Raw genomic sequence first — 22716 nt, forward strand, 5'->3', positions numbered from 1 at the left:
TGCAAATTATGCGCAAAATAGAGCTAGACCGCTTCGACCTGCAGATCCTGCAGCAACTGCAACAGGATGCCCGCGCCACCCACCAGAAGCTGGCGCAGGAAATACCCCTGTCCGCTTCGCAGATCGGCCGCCGCATCCAGCGCATGGAGCAAAGCGGCATCATCCAGGGTTATCAAGTGGCGCTGGATCCGGAGCAGGTGGGCCTCTCCGTGATGGCTTTCGCCAATGTCAGCCTGGAGCGGCATAACGAAAGCGCGCTGCTGGACTTCGCCCAATCCATCCACGCTTTGCCGGAAGTGCTGGAATGCTACGCCGCCGCCGGCGAAGCCGACTACCTGCTGCGTATCGTGGTGCCGGACCTGCCCTCGCTGTCCACCTTCGTGATGAACAAGCTGATGCAGTTGTCGCTGGTGCGCAGCGTGAAATCCACCATCGTGCTCAACGCCATCAAACAGACGATGAAACTGCCGCTGTCATCCTTGCCCTGACATTTCTGCCATCCACTTTCCACGCCGCAGCGGCTATACCGCAACCGTGCCGCCAGCTGAATTCGCTGATAAGCACATCAAGCCGTCCCCAGCGATATTCCATCAAGCTGTCGAGACGAGACATCGCCGCAATGCGCCAACCTCACGCCCGGACCGGAAGGAGAAGCCGATGGAAGCGCCCAGCCCGCCATTGTCGCCGGATGACATGAGCGCCGGCCTGCTGTCATGCCTGAGCCAGCTGGAGCAATGCCGCGCCAGTCTCGGCCTGGAGGAAATCCGCCTCTTCCATCATGCGTTGCGGCTCTCCCGCGCCGACCTCGCGCCGTTCTGGCGCTTCGGCGACCGCCAGTATCGCCGCAACCGCATTTACGCCAACGATTTCTGCGAACTATTGTTGCTGTGCTGGCGCAGCGGCCAGCGCAGCCAGATCCACAACCACCGGGGCAGCCTGTGTGGCGTGCGGGTATTGCAGGGCGTCGCCGTCGAAACCGTATTCGAGCAAACGCCGTCCGGCTTGGTGGCCTCGCGCGAAACCCGCGAGCTGGCTGCCGGCAGCCTGGTGGTCAACGGTCATCTCGACATCCACCAGGTGGCCAACCAGCAGCCGGACGGCGAAGATCTGGTCACCCTGCACCTGTACTCGCCGCCGTTGCGGCGGATGGAGTTGTTCGGACTGGAACCGCAGCAACACAGGCTGAGGCATGGCGACGATTGCCTGGAATACCAGATATAAGCTCTCGCGGAACGCAAAAAAGGCACGGCGCAATGCCGTGCCTGTTTTCATTTCGCATCAAGCGATCAGAAGCGGTATCGCATCTGCATGCCCAGCAGATGGCCGGTGATGGAGCCGTATTGGCCCTGCAGATGGCTCTGGGTGCCGAACGGGCTCTTGGAGACGTTGTCGATCTTCCTGTCGCCCACCGCGCGCAGGTAGGCGTAGCTGATGTCCACCGTAGCCTGCTTGCTGATCTTATAGCCGGCGCCCAGGCTCAGCCAGATGCGGTCGGCGTCCGGGATCAGCGGATTGCGGTGCTGGGCGTTGGCCACCGGAGTGGTTTCATAACCCAGGCCGCTGCGCAGCGTCAACGCGTCGCTGTAGAAGTAGTCGCCGCCCACCGAGAACATCCAGCTGTTCTTCCAGTGGTTGTCGATGGTGGTGGTGGTATCGACCGATCGGCCGCCAAGTCCGGGCACGATCGCCGGATAAGTGAAAGTCGGACTACCCTTGATCACCAACTGGTCGAAACGGCTCCAGCGCGTCCAGCGCGCGGTGGCGCCAACCGCAAACTTGCTATTCAACTTGCTGTAGCCGCTCAGCAGCAGCGACTCAGGGGTGCTGACGTCCGCCGAACCGGCGTAGGTGCCGTCCAGTTGCGCCAGCAACGGACTATTGTTGGCAAAACCATTGTTGGTGTAGTCGCCCTTGGCATGGTGGTCGATCTTGGAACGGTAGGACAGGCCGACGCGGGTGTCGGCGCTATAGCTGTACATCACGCCCAGATCGTAGCCGAAGCCCCAGCTGTCGGCCTTGATCTCGCCGGTGGCGCCGGGCAGATAAGCGCCCTTTTTCAGATGGGCCTTGGCGTACTGGGCGGAAACGCCGGCGCCGAAGCTCCAATGCTCGTCAAACTTGTAGGCCAGCGAAGGATTGATGTCCAACGTCATGATGGAGCTGGAGATGCCGCTGTCGCGCCCCCCCAGCTGTCGCTGTAACGCGCGCCCAGGCCGAACGGCGTGGTCAAGCCCACCCGGCGTACAGCTTGTCGCTGATCTGGTGGGTAAAATAGGCGTTGGGGATGGCCACGCCCGGAGCGCGGCCATTGTCCGAGGCATCCGCCGTATGCACACTCATCACCTGTTTGGTGATCGGGTTGACACTGGTGGTGGCATTGCTGCCGCTGAACGGCGCATCGACTTCGGCGTAGGTCAAACCGCCTTGCACGCGGCTGCCTTGCAGCAGAGTCATGCCGGCCGGGTTGTAGAACACCGCCGACAGGTCGTCGCCGGCCATGCCGGCGCCGGCGTGGGCGCGGCCCATGCCGGCCACGCTCTGTTCAGTCAACTGGAAACCGGCTGCATGAGCGGCGGGGGATGCGGCGCACAAACTGGCGATGACCAAGGAAAGCAGACGCGGCGAGCGGTGCGAGACAGCAGATTGCATTATGGTTATGTTCCTGACGTGTTCTTCATTGCGCCGCATGGCCGTCAAGGGGCCGGCCCGGGCTTATCGCGGAAGCAAGCATGATAAGTAGATAGCGCTTGCATCTTTTTTAGGGCGTGGAGTCTAAACTCGAATCCCAGCCGCCGCAAGAAAAAAACACATCTTCCTGAACTTATATTAACGTCCGCCAGTCCGCTCCCGGCGCAAGCGGGCTGGCAATCCCCATCTCCGGCTGTGTTAGAATCACAGCCCCAACTTCCACGTCGGCAACCGTTCAATCATGAAGAAACTGATCTGCAGCCTGGCTCTGGCCGCTCTGCCCGCGCTGGCCTTCGCCGCCCCGGTGGTCGAAATGGTCACCAACAAGGGCAATATCGAAATCACGCTGGACTCGGCCAAGGCGCCGAAGACCGTGGCGAATTTCGTTGCCTACGCCAAAGCCGGCCACTATAACGGCACGGTATTCCACCGCGTGATCGACGGCTTCATGATCCAAGGCGGCGGCTTCGACGCCAAGCTGAACCAGAAACCGACGCGCGCGCCCATCGTCAACGAGGCGAGCAACGGCCTGAAGAACGATATGGGCACCATCGCGATGGCCCGCACCAATGATCCGAACTCCGCCACCGCGCAGTTCTTCATCAATCTGGTCAACAACGACTCGCTCAATTACAAGTCGCCCAGCCCGCAAGGCGCCGGCTACGCCGTGTTCGGCAAGGTGAGCAAGGGGATGGATGTGGTGAACCGCATCTCCAAGACCCGCACCGGCAATATGAACGGCATGGATGACGTTCCGTTCGAACCCATCGTCATCCAAAAAGTCACCATCAAACCCTAAGGCCGCGCAGCCGGCCTCAGCGAAAAGGAAAGCATCATGATCAAATTGACGACCAACTTCGGCGAAATCACGCTGGAACTGTTCCACGAGAAGGCTCCGCAAACCGCCGCCAACTTCGAGCAATACGTGAAGAGCGGCCACTACGACGGCACCATCTTCCACCGCGTGATCAACGGCTTCATGATCCAGGGCGGCGGTTTTGACGCCGATATGAAGCAGAAGCCGACCCTAGATCCGATCCAGAACGAAGCCAACAACGGCCTGTCCAACAAGACCTACACCGTGGCGATGGCCCGCACCTCGGACCCGCACTCCGCCTCGGCGCAGTTCTTCATCAACGTGTCCGACAACGACTTCCTCGACTTCAAGTCGGAAAGCTCGCAGGGCTGGGGCTACGCGGTGTTCGGCCAGGTCGTGGCCGGCCAGGACATCGTCGACCGCATCAGGACCGTGCGCACCGGCCGCAGCGGCATGCATCAGGACGTGCCGGTAGAACCGGTGGTGCTGGAAAAGGCGGAAATCGTCTAAACCGCCAAGCGTCAGAAACCAGCCGGGGCCAAGCCCCGGCTTTTCATTGCCTCACACTGATCCGCAACCATGGCCATCCACTTCATCTCCGACCTGCACCTCGCCGACGACACCCCCGCGCTCAACCAGCTGTTCCTGGACACGCTGGCCGAATGGCAGGGCCGGATAGACGCGCTCTACATCCTGGGCGACCTGTTCGAATACTGGGTGGGCGACGACGACGACTCCGCCTATCTCGACGCGCCGCTGGCGGCGATGCGCGGGTTCGCCCGCCACACCCCGCTCTATGTGATGCACGGCAACCGCGACTTCCTGATGGGAGAAGGCTTCGAGCGGCGCAGCGGCGCGAAGCTGCTGGCCGATCCGACCATGCTGGAAGCTCATGGTCTGCGCATCCTGCTGAGCCACGGCGACGCGCTGTGCGCTGACGACGCCGCCTACCAGCAATTCCGCGCCGTCAGCCGCCAGCCGCAATGGCAGCAGGCCATGCTGGCCCGCCCGTTGGCCGAGCGCCACGCCATCGCCCGCCACGCCCGCGCGCAAAGCGAAATGAACAAGCAGGAAACCGGCCTCTCCGCCATTTCCGATGTCACCGAAGCCGCGGTGCAGACGCTGCTGGCCGCGCATGACTGGCCCACGCTGATCCACGGCCACACTCACCGTCCAGCGCATCACCGGCACCTGGCGGAAGACCGCGGCGCCAGCCGCTGGGTGATCCAGGATTGGCACGGCGAGCATGGCGGCTACCTGCGGTTGGACGAAGCCGGCGTCAGCGCCTTGCAACTGGGCCGCTGAGCCTGCTTGGCCGACAAGCCACCGGCCCGGCTACAGACTCAGACCCCAGCAAAGCTCCCACGCTTGGCCAGCGCCATCCAGCATGACGCTGGCCTTCAAGCGCGCGGCCCTCAGGACCAACGGCAACCGACACGCGCTAAGCTCTGCATTCAACATCCGGCCCTCCGCCGCCCCCTCCCCAGGCCTTCGCCTCGACTACTGTCCATACAGAAACAGACGACATTGCCACACCTTGCCGGAGCGGCTGCGGCTCCCGATCCCGGCGCCTTCCGCAGCGGCCCTCGCTTTTCAAATCCATCGAAAAATCCAACTGAATAAAATTTAAATGCCTGATGGATATAAAAATTTCTGCATCGCAGCATTTCCATGAAATTGTTAAATCGCGGAAAACCGTTCACACACAAACCTGAAATCACGGCAAATCTCAATTCAAAGACATATTTATTTATTATTTTTGCAATGCTCATTTCTTGAAAATGAAATGACAGTCAACTAGATTTGCGGCTTCCGAAATTATTTTCAAGACAAAATATGTTCATCCAGCCAGAACCGCAACTTCCTGGATTCGCATCGGCAGGCGTGCGCCGCGCGCCCGCACCTCCCCTGTCCGCACAGACCCGCGCCACACCGCCCGACATGCCTGCATGCCCCGCCGGCGTTGGCGATCCAGCCGCCAAACCGCCGATTTTCGCTTAGGCGAACCAAGCCGCCACGCCTGGAGCGCAAGGCTGACAGAGCGGCCGCCCCATGAACGACAAAAGCATTAAACGACGTATCTGGCTCACAATAGGAAAATAGAATGAAACACCAGAATTATTATCTGCGTCCGGTGGCGCTCGCAGTCCTGGCCGCGCTAGGCAGCCAGGCCGCCCTGGCCGACAGCACCCAGCTGGAAACCGTCACCATCACCGGTGCCGGCGACAAACTGGGCGTCGGCATGCTGCAACAGCAGGAAGGCGTGCGCGCCCGCAGCGACGTCAGCAAGGCCGCGCTGGAAAAGCAAAGCCCGACATCCAACATCTACCAGGGCATCAATATGCTGCCCGGCGTCAACGCCTCCAGCCAGGACGCCTCCGGCCTGTTCGGCGGCGCGCTGACGATACGCGGCTTCAACTCCGACCAATTGGGCATCACCATCAACGGCGTGCCGGTCAACGACTCCGGCAGCTACGCCGTCTACCCGCAGGAATTCATCGACAATGAAAACCTGTGTCAGGCCTTCGTCACCCAGGGTTCCAGCGACACCGACTCGCCGCACATCGGCGCCAGCGGCGGCAACCTCGGCTTCGTCACCTGCGACCCAGAAAAGACCCGCCGCTTCCGCATCTCCCAGACCATGGGAGGCAACCATCTGCACCGCACCTATCTGCGCGGCGACACCGGCCTGTTCGACGACGACAAGGCGCGCGCCTTCATCAGCTATTCTCATACCGAGTCCGACAAGTGGAAGGGGGCGGGCGAAGTCAAGCGCGATCACATCGACACCGGCTTCCGCTACGACTTCAATTCCGGCAGCTACATCAACGCCTCCATCCTTTACAACCGCCAGGTCGCCAACGCCATCTACAGCCCCACCCTGGCCGAGCTGCAAAAGAACGGCTACAACTACGACTATTCGTCCCGCTTCACCCCGGGCCACCTGCCGCCAAAATACGGCACCGCCCAGATCGAGACCGGCCCCAGCCCGGCCTACTACCAGCTGGCGATGAGCCCGTTCCAGAACGTGATCGCCAAGGTGGACGCGGTGCTCAAGCTGGGGCCGGACACCCGGGTCAAGATCGAGCCCTATTACTGGTACGGCTACGGCACCGGCGGCAGCCAGCAACAGCTGCAGTCGGAAAGCGGCTTCCTCAACCGCGCCACCCATAGCGACACCGCCGCCAAAGACCTGAACGGCGACGGCGACACGCTGGACAAGATTCTGATCGCCTCCAGCTCCGTCACCCGCACCCGCCGCCCCGGTGTGACCGTCACCATGGAGCAAAGCCTGGGCAACCACCTGCTGCAGGCCGGCCTGTGGTACGAGCGCGCCGAGCACGTCCAGACCAGCCCCGGCGTGCCGGTCAACAACGACGGCACTTCCAGCAGCGTCTGGCTGAACTCCAACTACATCACCCGGCCGGACGGTAGCCTGTACCAATACCGCGACTGGGACACCATCAGCACCGCCACCCAGCTGTTCGCGATGGGTACCTTCAACTTCCTGGACGACAAGCTGGGCATCACCGCCGGCGTGCGCACGCCGTCGATCAAGCGCGACTTCACCAATCACGCCAACGAAGGCTGCGGCGCAACCGCCAACTGTCCCGCCGCCTATGACTACAACATTTCCCGCACCTACCACGAAACCCTGCCCAGCATCGGCGCGCGCTACTACCTGACGCCCAAGCAGCAGGTATTCGTCAACGTCACCAAGAACTACCGCGCGCCGCCCAACTACGTGTACAGCAGCACCAACGGCAATGTGCAGGTGGTGAACGGCCAGGTGCAGCTGGTGAGCGATATCGTGCCGGAAACCGCGATCAACACCGATCTGGGCTACCGCCTGCAGTCGGACTACGTGACGCTGAGCGGCTCGCTGTTCAATGTCGACTACAGCAATCGCCAGGCCAACACCTATGACCCGGTGACCCTGAAATCGGTCAACGCCAACGCCGGCAGCGTCCACACCTGGGGCGCCGAATTGGAGCTGGGCACAGTTCCGGTCAAGGGCTGGAGCGCCTACGCCTCGTTCACCACCAACCACAGCGAAATGAAGAACAACATCAACTGGCAGAAGGACAGCGTGCTGGCCACCCAGGGCAAGGACTTCCCGATGACTCCGCAATGGATGGCGGCGCTGTCGCTGCAGTACTCGCCGGGCGCCTGGTATGTCCGCTCCGACGTCAAGCACACCGGCAAGCAGTACGCCACCCTGGTCAATGACGAGGCGGTGCCGGAATACACGCTGGTGGACCTGGATGCCGGCTATCGCTTCGGCAATACCTCCATCTTCAAGAACCCGACGCTGAAGCTGAACGTCGGCAACATCTTCAACACCAGCTACCGCATTCCAGCCGGCATGAAGGCCAACTCCACGGATGGCGGCGGCGTCCGCTACTACCTGGGCGCGCCGCGCAGCGTGGCGATCTCGCTGTCGGTCGATCTGTAAACGCGCAACCGCCGGGGCTTGCCCCGGCGGCAATGGGGGGGCGAAGCCCCCCCATCCCGCCTGGCTAGCGGTCAGGCTGCCTTGCGTCGGCCCATCCCATTCCTCTCCCCTCGCCCGACAACCTCAACCCCATTGTCATTATCAGGACTTTCCCGCATCATCGCCGTCTACCGTTTCTCATGGTTTGGAGAGTCCTTTGCCAAGTCGTTCCATGTCACGCCTTGCCCTACGCCCCGCCATTCTGGCGCTGGGACTGGCTTTCGCCGCCCCAGCCATGGCTGCCCTCCCCGCCGGTCCGCTGGCGGTGGACAGCCAGGGACTGGGTTATTACCGCCAGGCCGCCGCCGGCCCCGACGGCATCGTCTTTGTCGCCGAGGGCGATTTGTGGAGCGTGCCGTACAGCGGCGGCGCGGCCCGGCGGCTGACCAGCAGTCCGGCGGACGCCGCCAATCCGGCCATTTCCGCCGACGGACGCTGGCTGGCCTTCGTCGGCCGCTACGACGGCGCGCCGGAAGTCTATGTCATGCCGGCCCAGGGCGGCGCCACCCGGCGGCTGACTGTGGACGGCGACCGCGGCATCAGGGTGGAAGGCTGGAGCCGCGACGGCAGGGTGCTGGTCTCCAGCAGCCGCTACAGCGGCAAGCCGGACACCCGCCTGTACCTGATCCATCCGGACAGCGGCGAGCGCGCGCCCTTGCCGCTGGCCGAAGCCGCCGAAGCCTGCCTGAGCGATCAAAACCTGCCCATTCTGTTCGCCCGCGAACCTCAGCCGACCGACAATGTCATCGGCTACGTCGGCGGCCAACGCCAGCAACTGTGGAGCTGGCAGCCAGGACATGAGGCGAAGCCGGCTTTCCCGGACCACCCCGGCACCAGCCGCCAGCCGTTGTGCGACGGCGATCAGGCCTATTTCATCAGCGACAAAGGCGGCCGGCTCAATCTGTGGCAGGCCCGGCTGGGCGCCGACGGCGTACTGGCGGACAGCCGGCCGCTCACCCGCTATCAGGATTTTGAAGTGCGCGGCGCCAGCCTGGCGCGCACCGCCGCCGGCAGCCGCATCGTCTTCACCCGCGCCGGCCAGCTTCACGTGCTCGATCCGCGCACCGGCCTGGACCAGACCCTTTCCATCCAGTTGAATTCCGATTTCGACCAGTTGCGCGCCAGGATGATCAGCAATCCGGTCAACTACCTGTCGGCGCTGGCGCTGTCGCCGAACGGCGACCGCGTGGCGGTGCAGGCGCGCGGCTACGTCTCCATCTTCCCAGTGGGCTCAGGCCGCCGCGTCGACGTGCTGATCGACAGTAGCCAGCGCGCGCGCGAACTGAGCTTCAGCGCCGACGGCAAATCGCTGCTGCTGGCCAGCGACAAGGACGGCGAACAGGAATTCTGGCGCGTCGCCGCCCGCGGCGGCGACGCCGCGCAACAGTTGACCCGCGGCAGCGACTCGCCGATATACCAGCCCACCCCCTCGCCCGACGGCCGCAAGCTGGCCTATGCCGACGGCCGCCGGCGCCTGTGGCTGCTAAATCTGGATAGCCGGGAAAAGGAGCTGATCCGCCAGCTGGAGCAAGGCGATCTTGGCGATTTCAGCTGGTCGCCGGACAGCCGCTTCCTGGTATACCGGGCCGATGCCGCCAACGAATTCAGCCAGCTGTGGCTGTACGACGGCCAGCAAGGACGCGAGCAGCCGCTGTCAAGCGACCGCTACCACGCCCGCAGCGCGGTATTTGCGCCGGACGGCAAGACGCTGTATTTCCTCAGCGACCGCAATCTGGACTCCCAGGTTTCCAGCCCCTGGGGCCAGCGCGATCCGGGACCCTATTTCAACAAGCAGACCAAAATCTACGGCCTGATGCTGGACGCGGCCAGCCGCTGGCCGTTCCAGCCCAAGGATGAACTGGCCGGCAAGGGCGACGGCGACCCTGGCGAGAAAGACCGGGACGAAGCCAAGGGAAAATCCGATGCCGCCAAGCCGGTGAAAATAGATGCCGGAGTCAGCCAGCGGCTGTACGAAGTGCCGCTGGAGCCAGGCAATTACGACAACCTGCAGGCGGACGCCAAACGGCTGTACTTCACCCGCAGCGACACCCCGGAAGCCGAACTCAAACAACTGTTGAGCCTGGCCATAGAAGCGCCGAACCCGACTCCGCCCAAACCGGAAACCTTCAGCGAAGGCATCAAGGAGTTCCGCCTGTCCACCGACCGCAAGCAGCTGCTGCTGGTGAAAGAAGTCAACAAGCAAGCCAGCCTGCTGGTGGTGCCGGCCGCGGCCCAGGCGCCCAAGGAGCTGGACAAGTACACGGTGAACCTGCGCGCATGGTCGCTGCCGCTGGACCCGCGCGCCGAATGGCGTCAGATCTTCAACGACACCTGGCGCATGCACCGCGACAAGGTGCATACCGCCACCATCCAGGCGGTGGACTGGCAAACCGCGCGCCGCCGCTTCGAACCGCTGCTGGACAAGGTGACCAACCGGCAGGAACTGAACGACGTCATCGCCCAGATGATCGCTCAGGTCGGCATCCAGCATAGCCAAGTCGGCATCCGCGACGCCGCCCCCGCCAACAGCGATGTGGATGTCGGCCAATTGGCCGCCGACTTCAGGCGCGCGCCCGGCGGCCTGCGGGTGGGCGCCATCTGGAACGGCGACCCCGAGCTGCTGGAAGAACGCTCGCCGCTGGCGCAACCCGAAGCCGGCATCCGCGTCGGCGACGTCATCCGCGAGATCAACGGCCAGCCGCTGCAGAGCGAATACGCGCTCGCCAGCGCGCTGCGCGGCCAGGTCGGCAAACAGGTGCTGCTCAAGGTCCAGCGGGCGGAGAACACGCCGCGCGACGTCATCGTGCGACCGGTCAACCTGGGCCGCGACCGCGAGCTGCGCTACCTGGGCTGGGAGAACCAGCGCAAGCTGCGGGTGGAGCGGGAGTCGGGCGGCCGCATCGGCTACCTGCACCTGCAGGCGATGGGCAAGGAGGACGCCGCGCGCTGGGCGCGCGAATACTATCCGGTATTCGAGCGCGAAGGCCTGATCCTCGATCTGCGCCACAACAACGGCGGCAATATCGACCAATGGCTATTGGAAAAACTGCTGCGCCGCGTCTGGGTGTGGTGGCAGGACGGCAATCAAACCATCGCCAGCCCGAATCCGCCGCACGCCTTCCGCGGCAAGGTGGTGGCCTTGATAGACGGCGACACCTATTCCGACGGCGAAACCTTCTCCCTGGGGCTGCAGCGCCTGGGCATCGCCACCCTGATAGGAAAACGCACCGCCGGCGCCGGCATGTGGCTGAGCGACAACAACTGGAGCCGCGACAAGGGCATCGCCCGCGCCGCCAGCTCGCCGCAATTCGTGGTGAATGCCGATGGCAGCCGGCGCTGGGTGGTGGAGGGCCGCGGCGTGACGCCGGACATCGAAGTGGATAACCCGCCCTGGGCCAGCTTCCAGGGACAAGACGCCCAACTGGAGGCCGCCATCCGCTACCTGAAGCAAGGCCTGCCGGCGCAGCCGGCCAGCAAGCCGCAAGCCCCTGACGGCGGCGCGCAAGGCTCGCATTACCAGGGTTTCTGACACCCGCCCGGCGCGCCGGCCCGCGGCTGGCGCGCTGCCCTTCCCCCACTCCAGACATATGGCGCCGGAGAGCAAACCATGGCCGGCCCAAAACCATAGCGCACATCGGAACAACGCCCGGCGCGGAAACAAGACCGGCAGGCGCCATATTCGGCGTCCTCGACTGGGCGGCGCGGATGGCAGGCCCGATGACCGCCGCGCCAAGCTCAGCGCATCCCGCGCCTGCGGCGGCAAGGCATCGGCGGCCCGATCTTCAATGGAATCGCCAATCGCCATCCAGCTCTGCCGGCTGGTTTGAATAAATCAAAATAAGCGCGCAGCGCTTCAACGGCTGCGGCCGGACCGGGCCGGCGTCCACTGCGGCCACCAGCCCGGTCCGGCGGAATGGGCGAAAGCAACCGCGATGCCCGGCAGCGCCAACAGCTGCCCGTCGGCGCCATACAGCAAGGGCCAGCGCTGGCGCAGCAGAGGAGGCAAGCCGGCCTCGCGCAGCAAGTCCTTCACTTCGCGGCGGCCCGTCCTGGCGGACAACTTCTCCCCGCCCTGACGCAAGCCAAGCCGCAAACCGGCGGCCAGCAAATCATCCGGCAGACCATGCTCGCGCCACTCCCAGCTCAGCTCGCCGCCCCATCGCGGCAACACGAGAGCGGGTCCGCCGCGGCAATCCGGCAACACTTCTGACGCTTGATCGAGCTGGACTTTAGGCCAGGCCTGCAGGGTATCGGCAAAACGCAACACATGGCCGGAGGGCAACGCCAGCTGCGGACAACTGGCAGCCGCGGCCTGTTGCGCCTGCCGCAGAAATTCCTGCAGCGCTCCCGGCTCCGGCGCGGCCCAGCCCAACTCTTGCAGCCATGCCAGCAGCAGCTGCCGCTGGCGCGGGGCCGACAAAGCAGCCACCGCCAGAAAGTCCAGGCCTGCGGCCACGCGGCAGGCCTGCAGATCCACCAAAGCCACTTCCTGCAAGATGGCGGCCGCATCCGCCTGCAAAGCGGCGGCGCGCGCCAGATGCTGCCGGTAATCGGGAATGCCCTGCGCTATCCGCGGCAGGATGTCCCGCCGCAGCAGATTGCGGCGGTAGCGGGTGTCCTGATTGCTTTCGTCCTCTACCCAGCTCAGGCCCTGCCGCCGGACATACTGTTCCAGTTGGAGGCGGGTCAGGCCCAGCAAGGGCCGCCACAGCAGCTTGCCATCGGCCAGTGGGCGCAACGCCGGCATCGCCGCCAGCGCCCTCACCCCGCCGCCCCGCAGCAGTTGCAGCAACACGGTTTCCGCCTGATCGTCCAGATGATGGGCCAGCGCCACCACTTCGGCGGCCGACTCCCGGTACACCGCGTAACGCGCCTCGCGCGCCACCGCTTCCAGGCTGTCGCCGCCGGCCAGCTGCAACGCCACGCGCTCGACGCGCAACGGCACTTGCAGAGCCCCGCACAATCGCCGGCAATGCTCCGCCCAGGCATCGGCGTTCGGACTCAAGCCATGATGGACATGCACCGCGGACAGCCGCAATTGCGGCCGCTGTTCGCGGATGCGGCACAGCAGCGACAATAGCGCCACCGAGTCCAAACCGCCGGAAAGGCCCACCTCAAACGCACATTGGCCGGACAATTCGTCCGGCCAATGCTTGATGAGGCGCCCGATCAGATCAGGCTGCATCTTCCTTGTAGCGGCCATAGCTCATCAGCCGGTCGAAGCGCTGCTTCAGCAGCTCGTCCAGCGGCTTGGACTGAACTTCCTTCAATTCTTCCTGCAGCACGCGCTTCATGGTGGTCATCATCTGCGCGTGCTCGCGGTGGGCGCCGCCCACCGGTTCGTTGACCACCCGGTCGATCAGGCCCAGCGTCTTCAGACGCGGCGCGGTGATGCCCAGCGCCTCGGCCGCCTCGGACGCGCGCTCGGCAGTCTTCCACAAAATGGAGGCGCAGCCCTCCGGCGAAATCACCGAATATGTAGCGTATTGCAGCATATTGACCTGATCGCCGACAGCGATCGCCAACGCGCCGCCGGAACCGCCCTCGCCGATCACGGTAACGATGATGGGCACGCGCAGGCGGGTCATCTCGTACAGATTTCGGCCAATGGCTTCCGACTGGCCGCGCTCTTCCGCGCCGATGCCGGGCCACGCGCCGGTGGTGTCGACGAAAGTCATCACCGGAATGCCGAACTTCTCCGCCAGCTTCATCAGGCGCAATGCCTTGCGATAGCCTTCCGGGTGCGGCATGCCGAAATTTCGGCGAATTTTTTCCTTGGTATCGCGGCCCTTCTGCTGGCCTATCACCATGACGGACTGGCCATTGAAGCGGGCCAGTCCGCCCACGATGGCGGCATCGTCAGCAAAGGCGCGATCGCCGTGCAGTTCTTCAAAATCGGTAAAAATGGCCTGGATATAGTCCAGGGTATAAGGACGCTGCGGGTGGCGGGCCACCATCGCGATCTGCGACGGGGTCAGCTTGGCGTACAGCGCCTTGGTAAGCTCCATGCTCTTCTTCTGCAGGCGAGCGATTTCCTCGGAAATGTCCAGCACCGAGTCGTCTTGAACAAAACGCAGTTCTTCTATTTTGTTCTCAAGCTCGGCGATCGGCTGCTCAAAATCGAGAAAGGTCGGCTTCATTCTTCACATCATCCGGTCAAACCTAATCGCGGCATGATACATGAGGCGCAAAGTCGCCGTCACCCGTTACACCGGCAAAACGGCAGAAAATTGGAGCAATTATTCAAAACGGACCGGTTTTGGAAAAAAACCCGGCCAAGACACTTGCGCGAGCTTAAACCCTGTGCTTTAATTCGCCTCCTCGCCGAAACACACACGGCGAAACGAATTCAGGGCGTTTAGCTCAGTTGGTAGAGCGTCTGCCTTACAAGCAGAATGTCGGCGGTTCGACTCCGTCAACGCCCACCAGTTTGCGGTTGGAGTGGTAGTTCAGTTGGTTAGAATACCGGCCTGTCACGCCGGGGGTCGCGGGTTCGAGTCCCGTCCACTCCGCCAACAGTTACAAGTGATGTACACGTTTTCGGGCGTTTAGCTCAGTTGGTAGAGCGTCTGCCTTACAAGCAGAATGTCGGCGGTTCGACTCCGTCAACGCCCACCAGTTTGCGGTTGGAGTGGTAGTTCAGTTGGTTAGAATACCGGCCTGTCACGCCGGGGGTCGCGGGTTCGAGTCCCGTCCACTCCGCCAACAGTTACAAGTGATGTACACGTTTTCGGGCGTTTAGCTCAGTTGGTAGAGCGTCTGCCTTACAAGCAGAATGTCGGCGGTTCGACTCCGTCAACGCCCACCAAGTTTGCGGTTGGAGTGGTAGTTCAGTTGGTTAGAATACCGGCCTGTCACGCCGGGGGTCGCGGGTTCGAGTCCCGTCCACTCCGCCAACAGTTATTAGCAGTACCCGTTATCGGGCGTTTAGCTCAGTTGGTAGAGCGTCTGCCTTACAAGCAGAATGTCGGCGGTTCGACTCCGTCAACGCCCACCAGTTTGCGGTTGGAGTGGTAGTTCAGTTGGTTAGAATACCGGCCTGTCACGCCGGGGGTCGCGGGTTCGAGTCCCGTCCACTCCGCCAACAGTTACAAGTGATGTACACGTTTTCGGGCGTTTAGCTCAGTTGGTAGAGCGTCTGCCTTACAAGCAGAATGTCGGCGGTTCGACTCCGTCAACGCCCACCAAGTTTGCGGTTGGAGTGGTAGTTCAGTTGGTTAGAATACCGGCCTGTCACGCCGGGGGTCGCGGGTTCGAGTCCCGTCCACTCCGCCAACAGTTATTAGCAGTACCCGTTATCGGGCGTTTAGCTCAGTTGGTAGAGCGTCTGCCTTACAAGCAGAATGTCGGCGGTTCGACTCCGTCAACGCCCACCAGGTTTACGGTTGGAGTGGTAGTTCAGTTGGTTAGAATACCGGCCTGTCACGCCGGGGGTCGCGGGTTCGAGTCCCGTCCACTCCGCCAAAAATAAGAAAAGCAGCCTACGGGCTGCTTTTTTGCGTTTCCACCAACGAGTACCGCTTTTCGCCCTTCCCCCTTGCCGCGAAAATAATTCCATAGGCATGGAAAGTCGGGTTGCCAAACCTCTCCGCGGCGGTAATACTGTCTGACTTTACACATTTAACATCAAGAGATTACATGACAAGCAAGGCAATCCTGCTGGCGCTCTGCCTGCCCTGTACCACCGCCATCGCCAGCACGACCGCCGACACCGCCATCTGGCAGTACCGGGTGCAAGCCGGCGATACGCTCTGGTCGCTGGCATCCCAACACCTGCTCTCCCCCAGCTACGTTCCCATGCTGCAGGCGCAGAACCACATCGCCAATCCCTACAAGCTGCCGCCAGGCAGCGTGCTCAACATCCCCTACGCCTGGGTCAAGCAGGATGTCGCCGATGCGGTGCTGGACGATATGTCCGGCAAGGTCGGCGCACAGGGACGCAACGGCGCCACCCTGAACCTGGTGCGCGGCCAGCACTATCCCAGCGGCACCCGTTTTTCCACCGGCAGCGACGCGATGCTGCGGCTGAAATTCCAGGACGGCTCCACCCTGGTGCTCAACGCCAACACCACGCTGACGCTGGAAAACCAAGCCTATTACCCCAGCACCGGCGCCATTCAGTCGCAGAGTCAGCTGGACCAGGGCAGCACCGGCAGCTCGGTGATACCGAATCTGCTGATGCCCAGCCGCTACCGCATCCAGACGCCGTCCGCCGTCACCACCGTGCGCGGCACGGAATTTCGCGTGCGCAGCGAAAGCCGCGAAGACACCGCCGCCGAAGTGCTGCGCGGCAAGGTGAATGTCCTCGGCCAGCAAGGCGAAGTCGACGTGCCCGCCGGCTTCGGCAGCCGCGGCACATCCGGCAACGGCCAACCGGTCGCCCTGCCCGTCGCCCCGGCGCTGAACGGCTTGCCGCAAAGCTCGGAATTCAACCCTCCGCCGCTGCGCTGGCAGGCGGCGGCCGGAGAAACCGGCTATCACCTATCCATCAATCAAAGCTCCAGCAGCCAGGCCTTGCTGCTGGAGCGCGACAGCGCATCCGCCGCTTTCTTCCCGCCGCTTGCGCAAAACGGCAAGTATCGCCTGACCGCGCGCGCCATCAATGCCGCCGGCCTGCAAGGCTTCGACAGCCAGCGCGAATTCACCTTGCGCGCCCACCCGCTGCCGCCCTTGCTGGTCGCCAGCCTCGGGCCGCAGCAACAACGCGGCCAATCGTTCACGCTGCGCAGCAGCGCCGACGCCAGCCATCCGGCCTGGCTGCAGGTGGCGCGGGATCCCGGCTTTCAGCAATTGCTGTTCGACGGCCGCGTCGCCCAACCCAGCCTGACGCTGAAACTGCCGGCCCAGGACACCTGGCACTGGCGCGCGGCCTCCATCGCCGACGACGGCGCGCTCGGCCCCTACAGCGATGCCCAGACCCTGGTGGTGACGGGCTGGCTGGTTCTGCCCGACATCCGGCCCGACGCGCTCGCCACCCGGCGCTACCCGCTGCCCGACGCCCGCTACACGCTATCATTGCGCCGCGCGGGCCAGGCCGGAGCGCCGCTGCTGCAACTCACTTCGGACCAGCCGCTCTGGCCGTTGCGCGACTTGCCGCGCGGCCGTTTTGCCGTCACCATCCACATTGACGACAACAATGGCTACCATGCCGAAGAGCAATACCCATCGCTCGACCTGCCGTGAAGCCGGCGCCTGCCAAGGCCATCCGGCTGCAGCCATGCCCGCGCGCCGAGCACGGGTCCGATCCGGAAAAGATGAATGCACGCCCCCACCCTTCCCAGGCTAGCCCGGCTGGCGCCGCTGCTGCTGGCCATTCTGGGTTTGCTGCTGATAGGCAGCCAGTTGCTGAACCGGCTGGACTTCTGGCTGTACGACGGCCTCATCCGCAGCCAGCTCAAACATGACGACCACAGCGGCATCACCGTCATCGCCATCGATGAAAAAAGCCTGGCCGAACTGGGCCGCTGGCCCTGGCCGCGCGCCTACCATGCCCAGTTGCTGGACAAGCTGCTGCATGCCCGCGCGATTGGACTGGACATCGCCATCGTCGAACCCTCGACCCAGCCCGAAGCCGACCAGCACCTGGCCGACGCCATCCGCCGCAACGGCAAGGTCATCGGTCCGGTTTTTCCGGAGATGCAGGGCCACCGGCTGGTGGAAACCCGGCCGCTGCCGCTGCTGGCCAGCGCCATGGCCGGCCTGGGCCATACCGACTACGAGCAGGACGAAGACGGAATCATACGGCGCGCCTATCTGCAGGCCGGCCTGGGCAGCCCGCGCCATCCCAGCTTTGCCGGCGCGGTCAGCCAACTGGCCCGCGGCATTCGGCCGGCTCCGGCTCCGCCGCCGCCTGCGCTCTCCGGCCTTGCCTGGTACCGCGCGCAGGCGGTGATGGTGCCGTTCAGCAACGGCGCGCGCCCCTACCAGACGGTTTCCTATTCGGACGCGCTCAACCGGCTGCCCGCGGACAGTTTCGCCAACCGCATCGTATTGATCGGCGCCACCGCCACCGGGCTGGGCGACAGCCACCTGACGCCGCTGTCGGCCAACAACCGCGGCCTGTCCGGCGTGGAGATCAACGCCTTCATGCTGCACGGCCTGATGGAGCATCCGCTGGTCACGCCGCTGGATCCTGGCTGGAAAGCCCTGCTGAGCGCGTTGATCCTGCTGCTGGCCGACTGGCGGCTAGCGCGGCAAAGTTCGCCGCGCCGCCTGCTGGCCAGCTACGCGCTGGCGGCGCTGGCCATCCTGTGCGGTTCCGCCATGGCGCTGTATCTGGGGCGGATCTGGCTGGGAGGCAGCGTAGCCGCGCTGCTGCTGCTGCTGGCCGGCATCCTGCGCTTCGTCGCCAGCCTGTCGCGGCTGCATACGCTGGCGATGACCGACAGCCTGACCGGCTTGCACAACCGCCGCCACTTCGACGCGACCTTCGCCGCGGCGCTGGCGGAACACCAGCGCCGCAACTGGCCGCTGGCGCTGCTGATCGTCGACCTGGACAACTTCAAGGGTTACAACGATCACTACGGCCATTACGCCGGCGACGAAGTGCTGCAACAAACCGCCCGCGCGCTGCGCAAATGCTTCCGCCGCAACGACGAGACGGTGGCGCGGCTGGGCGGCGAGGAGTTCGGCATCCTGCTGGAACGCCGCCAGCCGGAACAGGCGCTTGCCGCCGCGGAGCGCTTCTGCCGCCATCTGGAAGGCCTCGCCATGCCGCATGCCGCCAGCCCGCAGGGAACGGTCACCTGCAGCATAGGCCTGACCGCGCGCCATCCGGCCGAGGACACCACTCGCAGCCTGTTTGAAGACGCCGACCAGGCGCTGTACCTGGCCAAGGGCGAAGGCCGCAACCGGGTGCGCCTGGCCCGCCCGGACCAAGCCGCCGCGCAAGCCTCCCCGCCCTGACGGCCGCTCAGCGGCGCCCATAAGGAAAATGCCGCCAAACGGGCGGCATCAAAACGGCAATCGCGCAGCGCTCAGCCGCGGCGCCACACCAGGCGCAGCGTCCAGACGATGACGCCGACGAAAAACACCGCCACCCAGAACGGCATGCTCATGCCCAGGAAGGTACCCTGTATCGTGGCGCATTCACCGCTGCCTTTGAGCACCTTGGACAATACCTGCCACAAGGGGAAGGACTCCATCAGGAATTCCAGCCCAGGCCCGCATTGCGGCACCTGGTCCGCCGGCAGGCTCTGCAGCCACAGCTGGCGCAACGACACGCCGCTGCCGGCCAACGCCGCCAGCACCACCAGCCCGCCCCACACCTTGGCGCCGGCGCGCCGCGGATTATGCAAAGCCGCCAGCAAGGCCAGCGTGCCCGCCGCCATCACGCCGATGCGCTGCAGGATGCACAGTGGGCACGGCTCCTCCCCCAACTGATATTGCGCATACAGGGCAAACGCCATCGCGCCGGCGCAGGCCGCCGCCACCAGCAGAAAGCCCTGCCTGTTCGTCATATTCAAACCCATCCCCTCAGCCTTTCCTTGTATGTCTACCGCGTTAACGCAGTGTAAACGGAAAAGCTGAGATTTTGACAGCCTCGCAAAGTTCCGCGCGGCTAAAGTTCCAGAAACTGGCTGATCGCCTCTTTCTGCTGCAGGGTATCGCGGTAGCCCAGCGCGATCAGCTCGCGGCAGTAGCCCGGCTCGAACAACAGGTAGGTGGCCAGCGCCGTGCCACGCTGGCGGGTGGCGCCGGTGCCTTTCATGATGAAGCGCAGGATGGGTGGAAACAGGTGGGTATGGCGGTAGACGATGCCCTCCAGCGACTTGCTGGGATTGAGCTGGAATATCTCCACTCGTTTCAGCTGGGTCTGGCTAGCCAGCGCCTCGTTGCTTTGCAACAGGGAAACCGTGTGGTTGACCCGCGTCAGCCGTTCCATGTCCACCGCCATGCTGTCGATGAACACGCTGTTGAGCAGGTGGCCGAAAATCTGCGCCGGCATCGGATACGCGCCGCTGTTGCGCCGCTCGATGATGTCCGGCCGCTGGCTGGCCAGCCCCACCACGAACAGCTTCTCCGCCCCCAGATGCAGGGCCGGCGACAACGGCGACAACTGCCGCACCGCGCCATCGCAATAAAACTTCTCGCCTATCCGCACCGAAGGGAAGATCAACGGGATGGCGGCGGTAGCCATCAGGTGGTCCAGCCCTATCCTCTCGCGTATGCCCAGCCGCTGGTAGCGCGTCCACTCCTCCAGCGTTTCCAGCCCCTGGAAAAACGTCACCGACATGCCGGTGGTGTAACAGGATGCGGTCAGCGCCAGCGCCTGCAGGCAGCCGTTGTCGATTGAATGCTCGATGCCGCCGAACTGCATGGTGCGGGCCAGCATCTCCCGCAGTGGGGCATTGTCGAGGAAGCTTTGCGGATTGGGCCAGGCATGGCCGGCGCTCATCAGCGAAATGCCGAAATGCAGGAAGGTCTTGAAGAAATAGCCGGCGCTGGCATCGTACACATCCTGGATGTGCAGCTGCTTCCACACCTTGGCCAGCGTGGCCACGGCGAGCTGGTAGTTGGCGGCGCCGGAAGCCAGCGCCACCGCGTTGATGGCGCCGGCCGAAGTGCCGCAGATGATGGGGAAGGGATTCTTGGCCGGATCAGGCAGCAGCTTGGAGATGCCCAGCAGGACACCCACCTGGTAAGCCGCGCGAGCGCCCCCTCCCGACAATACCAAACCGATTCTGCTCGGCCTGTGCATGACAGCCTCTTTCCGCGCGTCTTATTTGTTCTATTAGAGATAGTCAAAAACGCAGCGCAGCAGCAAGCCGCACATCGGCAGAATCAGAAACCCCCGGCCTGCAGCAACGCCCACAAATGCGCGGCCACCAGCGCCCGCCACGGCGAAAAGTCCTGCAGCCAGCGCTGCGCCTGCGGCTGCGACACCTTGTCCGGCAGCCCCAGCGTCATCTGCATCGCCCGCCGCACCGCCACATCGCCATGCAATGAGCCATCCAGCCAGCCATAACCGCGCAGCAAGGCGTAGCTGACCGTCCACGGCCCGATTCCCGGCACCGCGAGCAAGCGCTCGGATATCTCCTCCACCGGCACGCCATCCAGCCAGGCATCCAGCGGCAGCGCGCCCGCCGCCGCATCCCGGCTCAAGGCCAGGATGGCGCGGCTCTTGGCGTGGGAAAAGCCGGCCTGTCCCAGTTGGTCGGCGTCCAGTCCGGCCAGCCGCGCGGCGTCCGGGTGGCACAGCAGGCCGGAGGAATGGCGGCAATCGCATAATTGCAGCATGCGCCGGCGTATGCTCACCGCCGCCTGCACGCTGATCTGCTGGCCGGTGATTGCCCATGCCAGCGCCTCGAACGGAAAGGCCGTCTGCGGCACCCGCAAGCCCGGCCGCGCGGCGATCAGCCGGCCCAGTTGCGGGTGCGCGCCATACTGCCGCTCAAACGCCTCCACCGGCTGGTCCAGGCCCAGCATGCGCCGGCCCAGGCTGGCCAGCCGCCCGGCGTCGTCCGCCGCGGCAGCGCCGTCGATGGCCAGCGACAGCCGAGCCGCCCCTGGCTGGAAGCGCAGTTCGAGACAGGACGGCAAGCCCCGCCACAGCAGCCCCTTCTTCAGGCCGTGATCGTCCACCTGCTCGGCCAGCCGCTCGCCGTCGCGGCGGTGGAAGGCCAGAATATCTTCCGGACGGAAGTTCTCCGGCAGAGGAATGTCACAGCGGGAAACGGACATCAGCGCGCCTTGCGGAAAGTGAGATTGATGCGGCGTTCGCCCAACAGCGGGTGGATGCCGGGCTTGACCGGCTGCACGCCGTGGAAACGCATGCGGTCCTCCGCCCCCCATACCAGCACGTCGCCATGATGCAGCGCAATCTTCAACGCGCGGTCGGCGCGGCGCAGGCCGCCCAGCAAAAACACCGCCGGCAGGCCCAATGACACCGACACGATGGGCGCTGCGAAATCGCGCTCGTCCTTGTCCTGGTGCAGGCCCATGCGGGCGCCGGGCAGGTAGCAGTTGATCAGGCAGGCATCGGGCAGGAAGCCGGAAAAACCGGCAGCCGCGGCGGCGCCCTGCGCCAATTGCCGGAACCGCTCCGGCATACGCGGCCAGGGCTGGCCGTTTTGCGGATCCGCTGCGGCATAGCGGTAACCATGGCGGTCAGACACCCAGCCCCAGTCGCCACAGCTACTGGTCTGCACCGACATGTTCTGGCCGCCGGGCGTCGCCATGCCGCGCAGCGGCGCCAGGCGGATGATTTCGCCAATTGCGGCGCACAAATCGGCATCCTGCGCACAGGCCCAGCCATGCAGCAAAACAGTGCCGGGCGCCAGCCGCTCCACCCAAGCGCCGTCGTCCGGCGCGAACAGGTCGCCGCTCACTCCTCGCCAGCCACCATCATGCTGCCGATCAGCACCGAGCCCATGCGGCGGCCGCCGCGGTCCAGCACGTCGGTGCCGATCGCCTCGATGCGCTGGAACATCTCGCCCAGGTGGCCGGCGATGGTGATTTCCTCCACCGGGTAGGCGATCACGCCGTTCTCCACCCAGAAGCCGGCTGCGCCGCGCGAATAGTCGCCGGTAACGGTGTTGACGCCCTGACCCAGCAGCTCGGTCACCAGCAGGCCGCTACCCATCTGCGACAGCAACTCCTGGAAGCTTTCGCCAGTGGAGTGGACGATCAGGTTGTGGGCGCCGCCGGCGTTGCCGGTGGTCTGCATTCCCAATTTGCGCGCCGAATAGCTGGAGAGCAGATAACCCTGCAGCAC

The 22716-nt window shown here is 64.3% G+C and carries 18 protein-coding genes and 12 tRNA genes; 21 read left to right on the plus strand and 9 right to left on the minus strand.

Annotation, left to right across the window (positions count from 1 at the left end; all coding sequences use genetic code 11):
* Positions 1 to 8: 8 nt before the first annotated feature.
* On the plus strand, positions 9 to 488 hold the full coding sequence (locus tag BI344_RS17105; protein WP_071114067.1) for an Lrp/AsnC family transcriptional regulator: 480 nt from the start codon (positions 9 to 11) through the stop codon (positions 486 to 488).
* A 169-nt stretch (positions 489 to 657) separates the two neighbouring features.
* Positions 658 to 1221, plus strand: coding sequence for a cysteine dioxygenase (locus BI344_RS17110; protein ID WP_071114068.1), 564 nt, complete (start codon positions 658 to 660; stop codon positions 1219 to 1221).
* Positions 1222 to 1286: 65 nt separating this feature from the next.
* On the opposite strand, the gene BI344_RS17115 is transcribed toward BI344_RS17110, so the two are convergent.
* The gene (locus BI344_RS17115) at positions 1287 to 2321 is read right to left on the minus strand and encodes an outer membrane protein transport protein (RefSeq protein ID WP_083370279.1); all 1035 of its coding nucleotides are present in this window, start codon (positions 2319 to 2321) and stop codon (positions 1287 to 1289) included.
* On the minus strand, positions 2227 to 2649 hold the full coding sequence (locus BI344_RS25895) for an OmpP1/FadL family transporter (RefSeq protein WP_071114070.1): 423 nt from the start codon (positions 2647 to 2649) through the stop codon (positions 2227 to 2229). Before BI344_RS25895 ends, BI344_RS17115 begins: the two co-directional genes overlap by 95 nt.
* A 280-nt stretch (positions 2650 to 2929) precedes the next feature.
* Here BI344_RS25895 and BI344_RS17125 point away from each other — a divergent pair, with 280 nt between their 5' ends.
* From BI344_RS17125 to BI344_RS17145, 5 genes are all read left to right on the plus strand, one after another.
* Positions 2930 to 3487 (plus strand): peptidylprolyl isomerase, encoded by a 558-nt coding sequence (locus BI344_RS17125; RefSeq protein ID WP_071114071.1) that lies wholly within the window; start codon positions 2930 to 2932, stop codon positions 3485 to 3487.
* Positions 3488 to 3523: 36 nt separating this feature from the next.
* Positions 3524 to 4015 (plus strand): peptidylprolyl isomerase, encoded by a 492-nt coding sequence (locus BI344_RS17130; protein ID WP_071114072.1) that lies wholly within the window; start codon positions 3524 to 3526, stop codon positions 4013 to 4015.
* Between the two features lie 69 nt (positions 4016 to 4084).
* A complete protein-coding gene (locus BI344_RS17135; protein ID WP_071114073.1) occupies positions 4085 to 4810 on the plus strand; it encodes a UDP-2,3-diacylglucosamine diphosphatase in 726 nt (241 codons plus the stop codon).
* A gap of 799 nt (positions 4811 to 5609) precedes the next feature.
* On the plus strand, positions 5610 to 7961 hold the full coding sequence (locus BI344_RS17140; protein WP_071114074.1) for a TonB-dependent receptor: 2352 nt from the start codon (positions 5610 to 5612) through the stop codon (positions 7959 to 7961).
* Between the two features lie 211 nt (positions 7962 to 8172).
* Positions 8173 to 11529 (plus strand): S41 family peptidase, encoded by a 3357-nt coding sequence (locus BI344_RS17145; protein ID WP_158021085.1) that lies wholly within the window; start codon positions 8173 to 8175, stop codon positions 11527 to 11529.
* Positions 11530 to 11853: 324 nt separating this feature from the next.
* On the opposite strand, the gene tilS is transcribed toward BI344_RS17145, so the two are convergent.
* Together tilS and BI344_RS17155 are read right to left on the minus strand one after the other, a co-directional pair.
* On the minus strand, positions 11854 to 13185 hold the full coding sequence (tilS, locus tag BI344_RS17150) for a tRNA lysidine(34) synthetase TilS (RefSeq protein WP_239690928.1): 1332 nt from the start codon (positions 13183 to 13185) through the stop codon (positions 11854 to 11856).
* On the minus strand, positions 13175 to 14140 hold the full coding sequence (locus BI344_RS17155; RefSeq protein ID WP_071114076.1) for an acetyl-CoA carboxylase carboxyltransferase subunit alpha: 966 nt from the start codon (positions 14138 to 14140) through the stop codon (positions 13175 to 13177). The genes tilS and BI344_RS17155 overlap by 11 nt, the downstream gene beginning before the upstream one ends.
* A gap of 212 nt (positions 14141 to 14352) precedes the next feature.
* On the opposite strand from BI344_RS17155, the gene BI344_RS17160 reads away from it, so the two are divergent.
* The 14 genes from BI344_RS17160 to BI344_RS17225 all read left to right on the plus strand — a co-directional run bounded on the left by BI344_RS17160 (position 14353) and on the right by BI344_RS17225 (position 18905).
* Positions 14353 to 14428 (plus strand) — tRNA-Val (locus BI344_RS17160).
* 10 nt (positions 14429 to 14438) lie between these two features.
* Positions 14439 to 14515, plus strand: a tRNA-Asp gene (locus BI344_RS17165).
* 27 nt (positions 14516 to 14542) lie between these two features.
* Positions 14543 to 14618 (plus strand) — tRNA-Val (locus tag BI344_RS17170).
* A gap of 10 nt (positions 14619 to 14628) precedes the next feature.
* A tRNA-Asp gene (locus tag BI344_RS17175) sits at positions 14629 to 14705 on the plus strand.
* 27 nt (positions 14706 to 14732) lie between these two features.
* Positions 14733 to 14808, plus strand: a tRNA-Val gene (locus BI344_RS17180).
* 11 nt (positions 14809 to 14819) lie between these two features.
* Positions 14820 to 14896: transfer RNA gene (locus BI344_RS17185), tRNA-Asp, on the plus strand.
* Between the two features lie 25 nt (positions 14897 to 14921).
* Positions 14922 to 14997, plus strand: a tRNA-Val gene (locus tag BI344_RS17190).
* Between the two features lie 10 nt (positions 14998 to 15007).
* Positions 15008 to 15084 (plus strand) — tRNA-Asp (locus BI344_RS17195).
* Between the two features lie 27 nt (positions 15085 to 15111).
* Positions 15112 to 15187, plus strand: a tRNA-Val gene (locus BI344_RS17200).
* A gap of 11 nt (positions 15188 to 15198) precedes the next feature.
* A tRNA-Asp gene (locus tag BI344_RS17205) sits at positions 15199 to 15275 on the plus strand.
* A gap of 25 nt (positions 15276 to 15300) precedes the next feature.
* A tRNA-Val gene (locus tag BI344_RS17210) sits at positions 15301 to 15376 on the plus strand.
* An 11-nt stretch (positions 15377 to 15387) separates the two neighbouring features.
* Positions 15388 to 15464 (plus strand) — tRNA-Asp (locus BI344_RS17215).
* Positions 15465 to 15638: 174 nt separating this feature from the next.
* Positions 15639 to 17183, plus strand: coding sequence for a FecR family protein (locus BI344_RS17220; protein ID WP_071114077.1), 1545 nt, complete (start codon positions 15639 to 15641; stop codon positions 17181 to 17183).
* Positions 17184 to 17258: 75 nt separating this feature from the next.
* A complete protein-coding gene (locus BI344_RS17225) occupies positions 17259 to 18905 on the plus strand; it encodes a CHASE2 domain-containing protein (protein WP_071114078.1) in 1647 nt (548 codons plus the stop codon).
* Positions 18906 to 18976: 71 nt separating this feature from the next.
* Here the strand turns inward: BI344_RS17225 and BI344_RS17230 are convergent, their stop codons facing one another.
* The 5 genes from BI344_RS17230 to BI344_RS17250 form a co-directional block, all read right to left on the minus strand.
* Entirely contained in the window at positions 18977 to 19459 is a 483-nt protein-coding gene (locus tag BI344_RS17230) for a disulfide bond formation protein B (RefSeq protein ID WP_241499391.1), read from the minus strand.
* Positions 19460 to 19560: 101 nt separating this feature from the next.
* A complete protein-coding gene (locus BI344_RS17235) occupies positions 19561 to 20700 on the minus strand; it encodes a patatin-like phospholipase family protein (protein WP_071114080.1) in 1140 nt (379 codons plus the stop codon).
* 83 nt (positions 20701 to 20783) lie between these two features.
* A complete protein-coding gene (locus BI344_RS17240; RefSeq protein WP_071114081.1) occupies positions 20784 to 21683 on the minus strand; it encodes a DNA-3-methyladenine glycosylase family protein in 900 nt (299 codons plus the stop codon).
* Complete coding sequence (gene alkB / locus BI344_RS17245) at positions 21683 to 22330, minus strand: DNA oxidative demethylase AlkB (RefSeq protein ID WP_071114082.1); 648 nt, start codon at positions 22328 to 22330, stop codon at positions 21683 to 21685. The genes BI344_RS17240 and alkB overlap by 1 nt, the downstream gene beginning before the upstream one ends.
* A partial coding sequence (locus tag BI344_RS17250) for a metallopeptidase TldD-related protein (RefSeq protein ID WP_241499392.1) occupies positions 22327 to 22716 on the minus strand: 390 nt, incomplete at its 5' end. The genes alkB and BI344_RS17250, both read right to left, overlap by 4 nt.

It is taken from the genome of Chromobacterium sphagni, assembly GCF_001855555.1.
GTDB classification, from domain to species: Bacteria; Pseudomonadota; Gammaproteobacteria; order Burkholderiales; family Chromobacteriaceae; genus Chromobacterium; species Chromobacterium sphagni.

Coding starts and splice junctions, on each gene's coding strand:
- BI344_RS17105 (WP_071114067.1), top strand. CDS start 9: ATGCGCAAAATAGAGCTAGACCGCTTCGACCTGCAGATCCTGCAGCAA.
- BI344_RS17110 (WP_071114068.1), top strand. CDS start 658: ATGGAAGCGCCCAGCCCGCCATTGTCGCCGGATGACATGAGCGCCGGC.
- BI344_RS17115 (WP_083370279.1), bottom strand. CDS start 2,321: ATGCCTCGGACAATGGCCGCGCTCCGGGCGTGGCCATCCCCAACGCCT.
- BI344_RS25895 (WP_071114070.1), bottom strand. CDS start 2,649: ATGCAATCTGCTGTCTCGCACCGCTCGCCGCGTCTGCTTTCCTTGGTC.
- BI344_RS17125 (WP_071114071.1), top strand. CDS start 2,930: ATGAAGAAACTGATCTGCAGCCTGGCTCTGGCCGCTCTGCCCGCGCTG.
- BI344_RS17130 (WP_071114072.1), top strand. CDS start 3,524: ATGATCAAATTGACGACCAACTTCGGCGAAATCACGCTGGAACTGTTC.
- BI344_RS17135 (WP_071114073.1), top strand. CDS start 4,085: ATGGCCATCCACTTCATCTCCGACCTGCACCTCGCCGACGACACCCCC.
- BI344_RS17140 (WP_071114074.1), top strand. CDS start 5,610: ATGAAACACCAGAATTATTATCTGCGTCCGGTGGCGCTCGCAGTCCTG.
- BI344_RS17145 (WP_158021085.1), top strand. CDS start 8,173: ATGTCACGCCTTGCCCTACGCCCCGCCATTCTGGCGCTGGGACTGGCT.
- tilS (WP_239690928.1), bottom strand. CDS start 13,185: ATGCAGCCTGATCTGATCGGGCGCCTCATCAAGCATTGGCCGGACGAA.
- BI344_RS17155 (WP_071114076.1), bottom strand. CDS start 14,140: ATGAAGCCGACCTTTCTCGATTTTGAGCAGCCGATCGCCGAGCTTGAG.
- BI344_RS17220 (WP_071114077.1), top strand. CDS start 15,639: ATGACAAGCAAGGCAATCCTGCTGGCGCTCTGCCTGCCCTGTACCACC.
- BI344_RS17225 (WP_071114078.1), top strand. CDS start 17,259: ATGCACGCCCCCACCCTTCCCAGGCTAGCCCGGCTGGCGCCGCTGCTG.
- BI344_RS17230 (WP_241499391.1), bottom strand. CDS start 19,459: ATGACGAACAGGCAGGGCTTTCTGCTGGTGGCGGCGGCCTGCGCCGGC.
- BI344_RS17235 (WP_071114080.1), bottom strand. CDS start 20,700: ATGCACAGGCCGAGCAGAATCGGTTTGGTATTGTCGGGAGGGGGCGCT.
- BI344_RS17240 (WP_071114081.1), bottom strand. CDS start 21,683: ATGTCCGTTTCCCGCTGTGACATTCCTCTGCCGGAGAACTTCCGTCCG.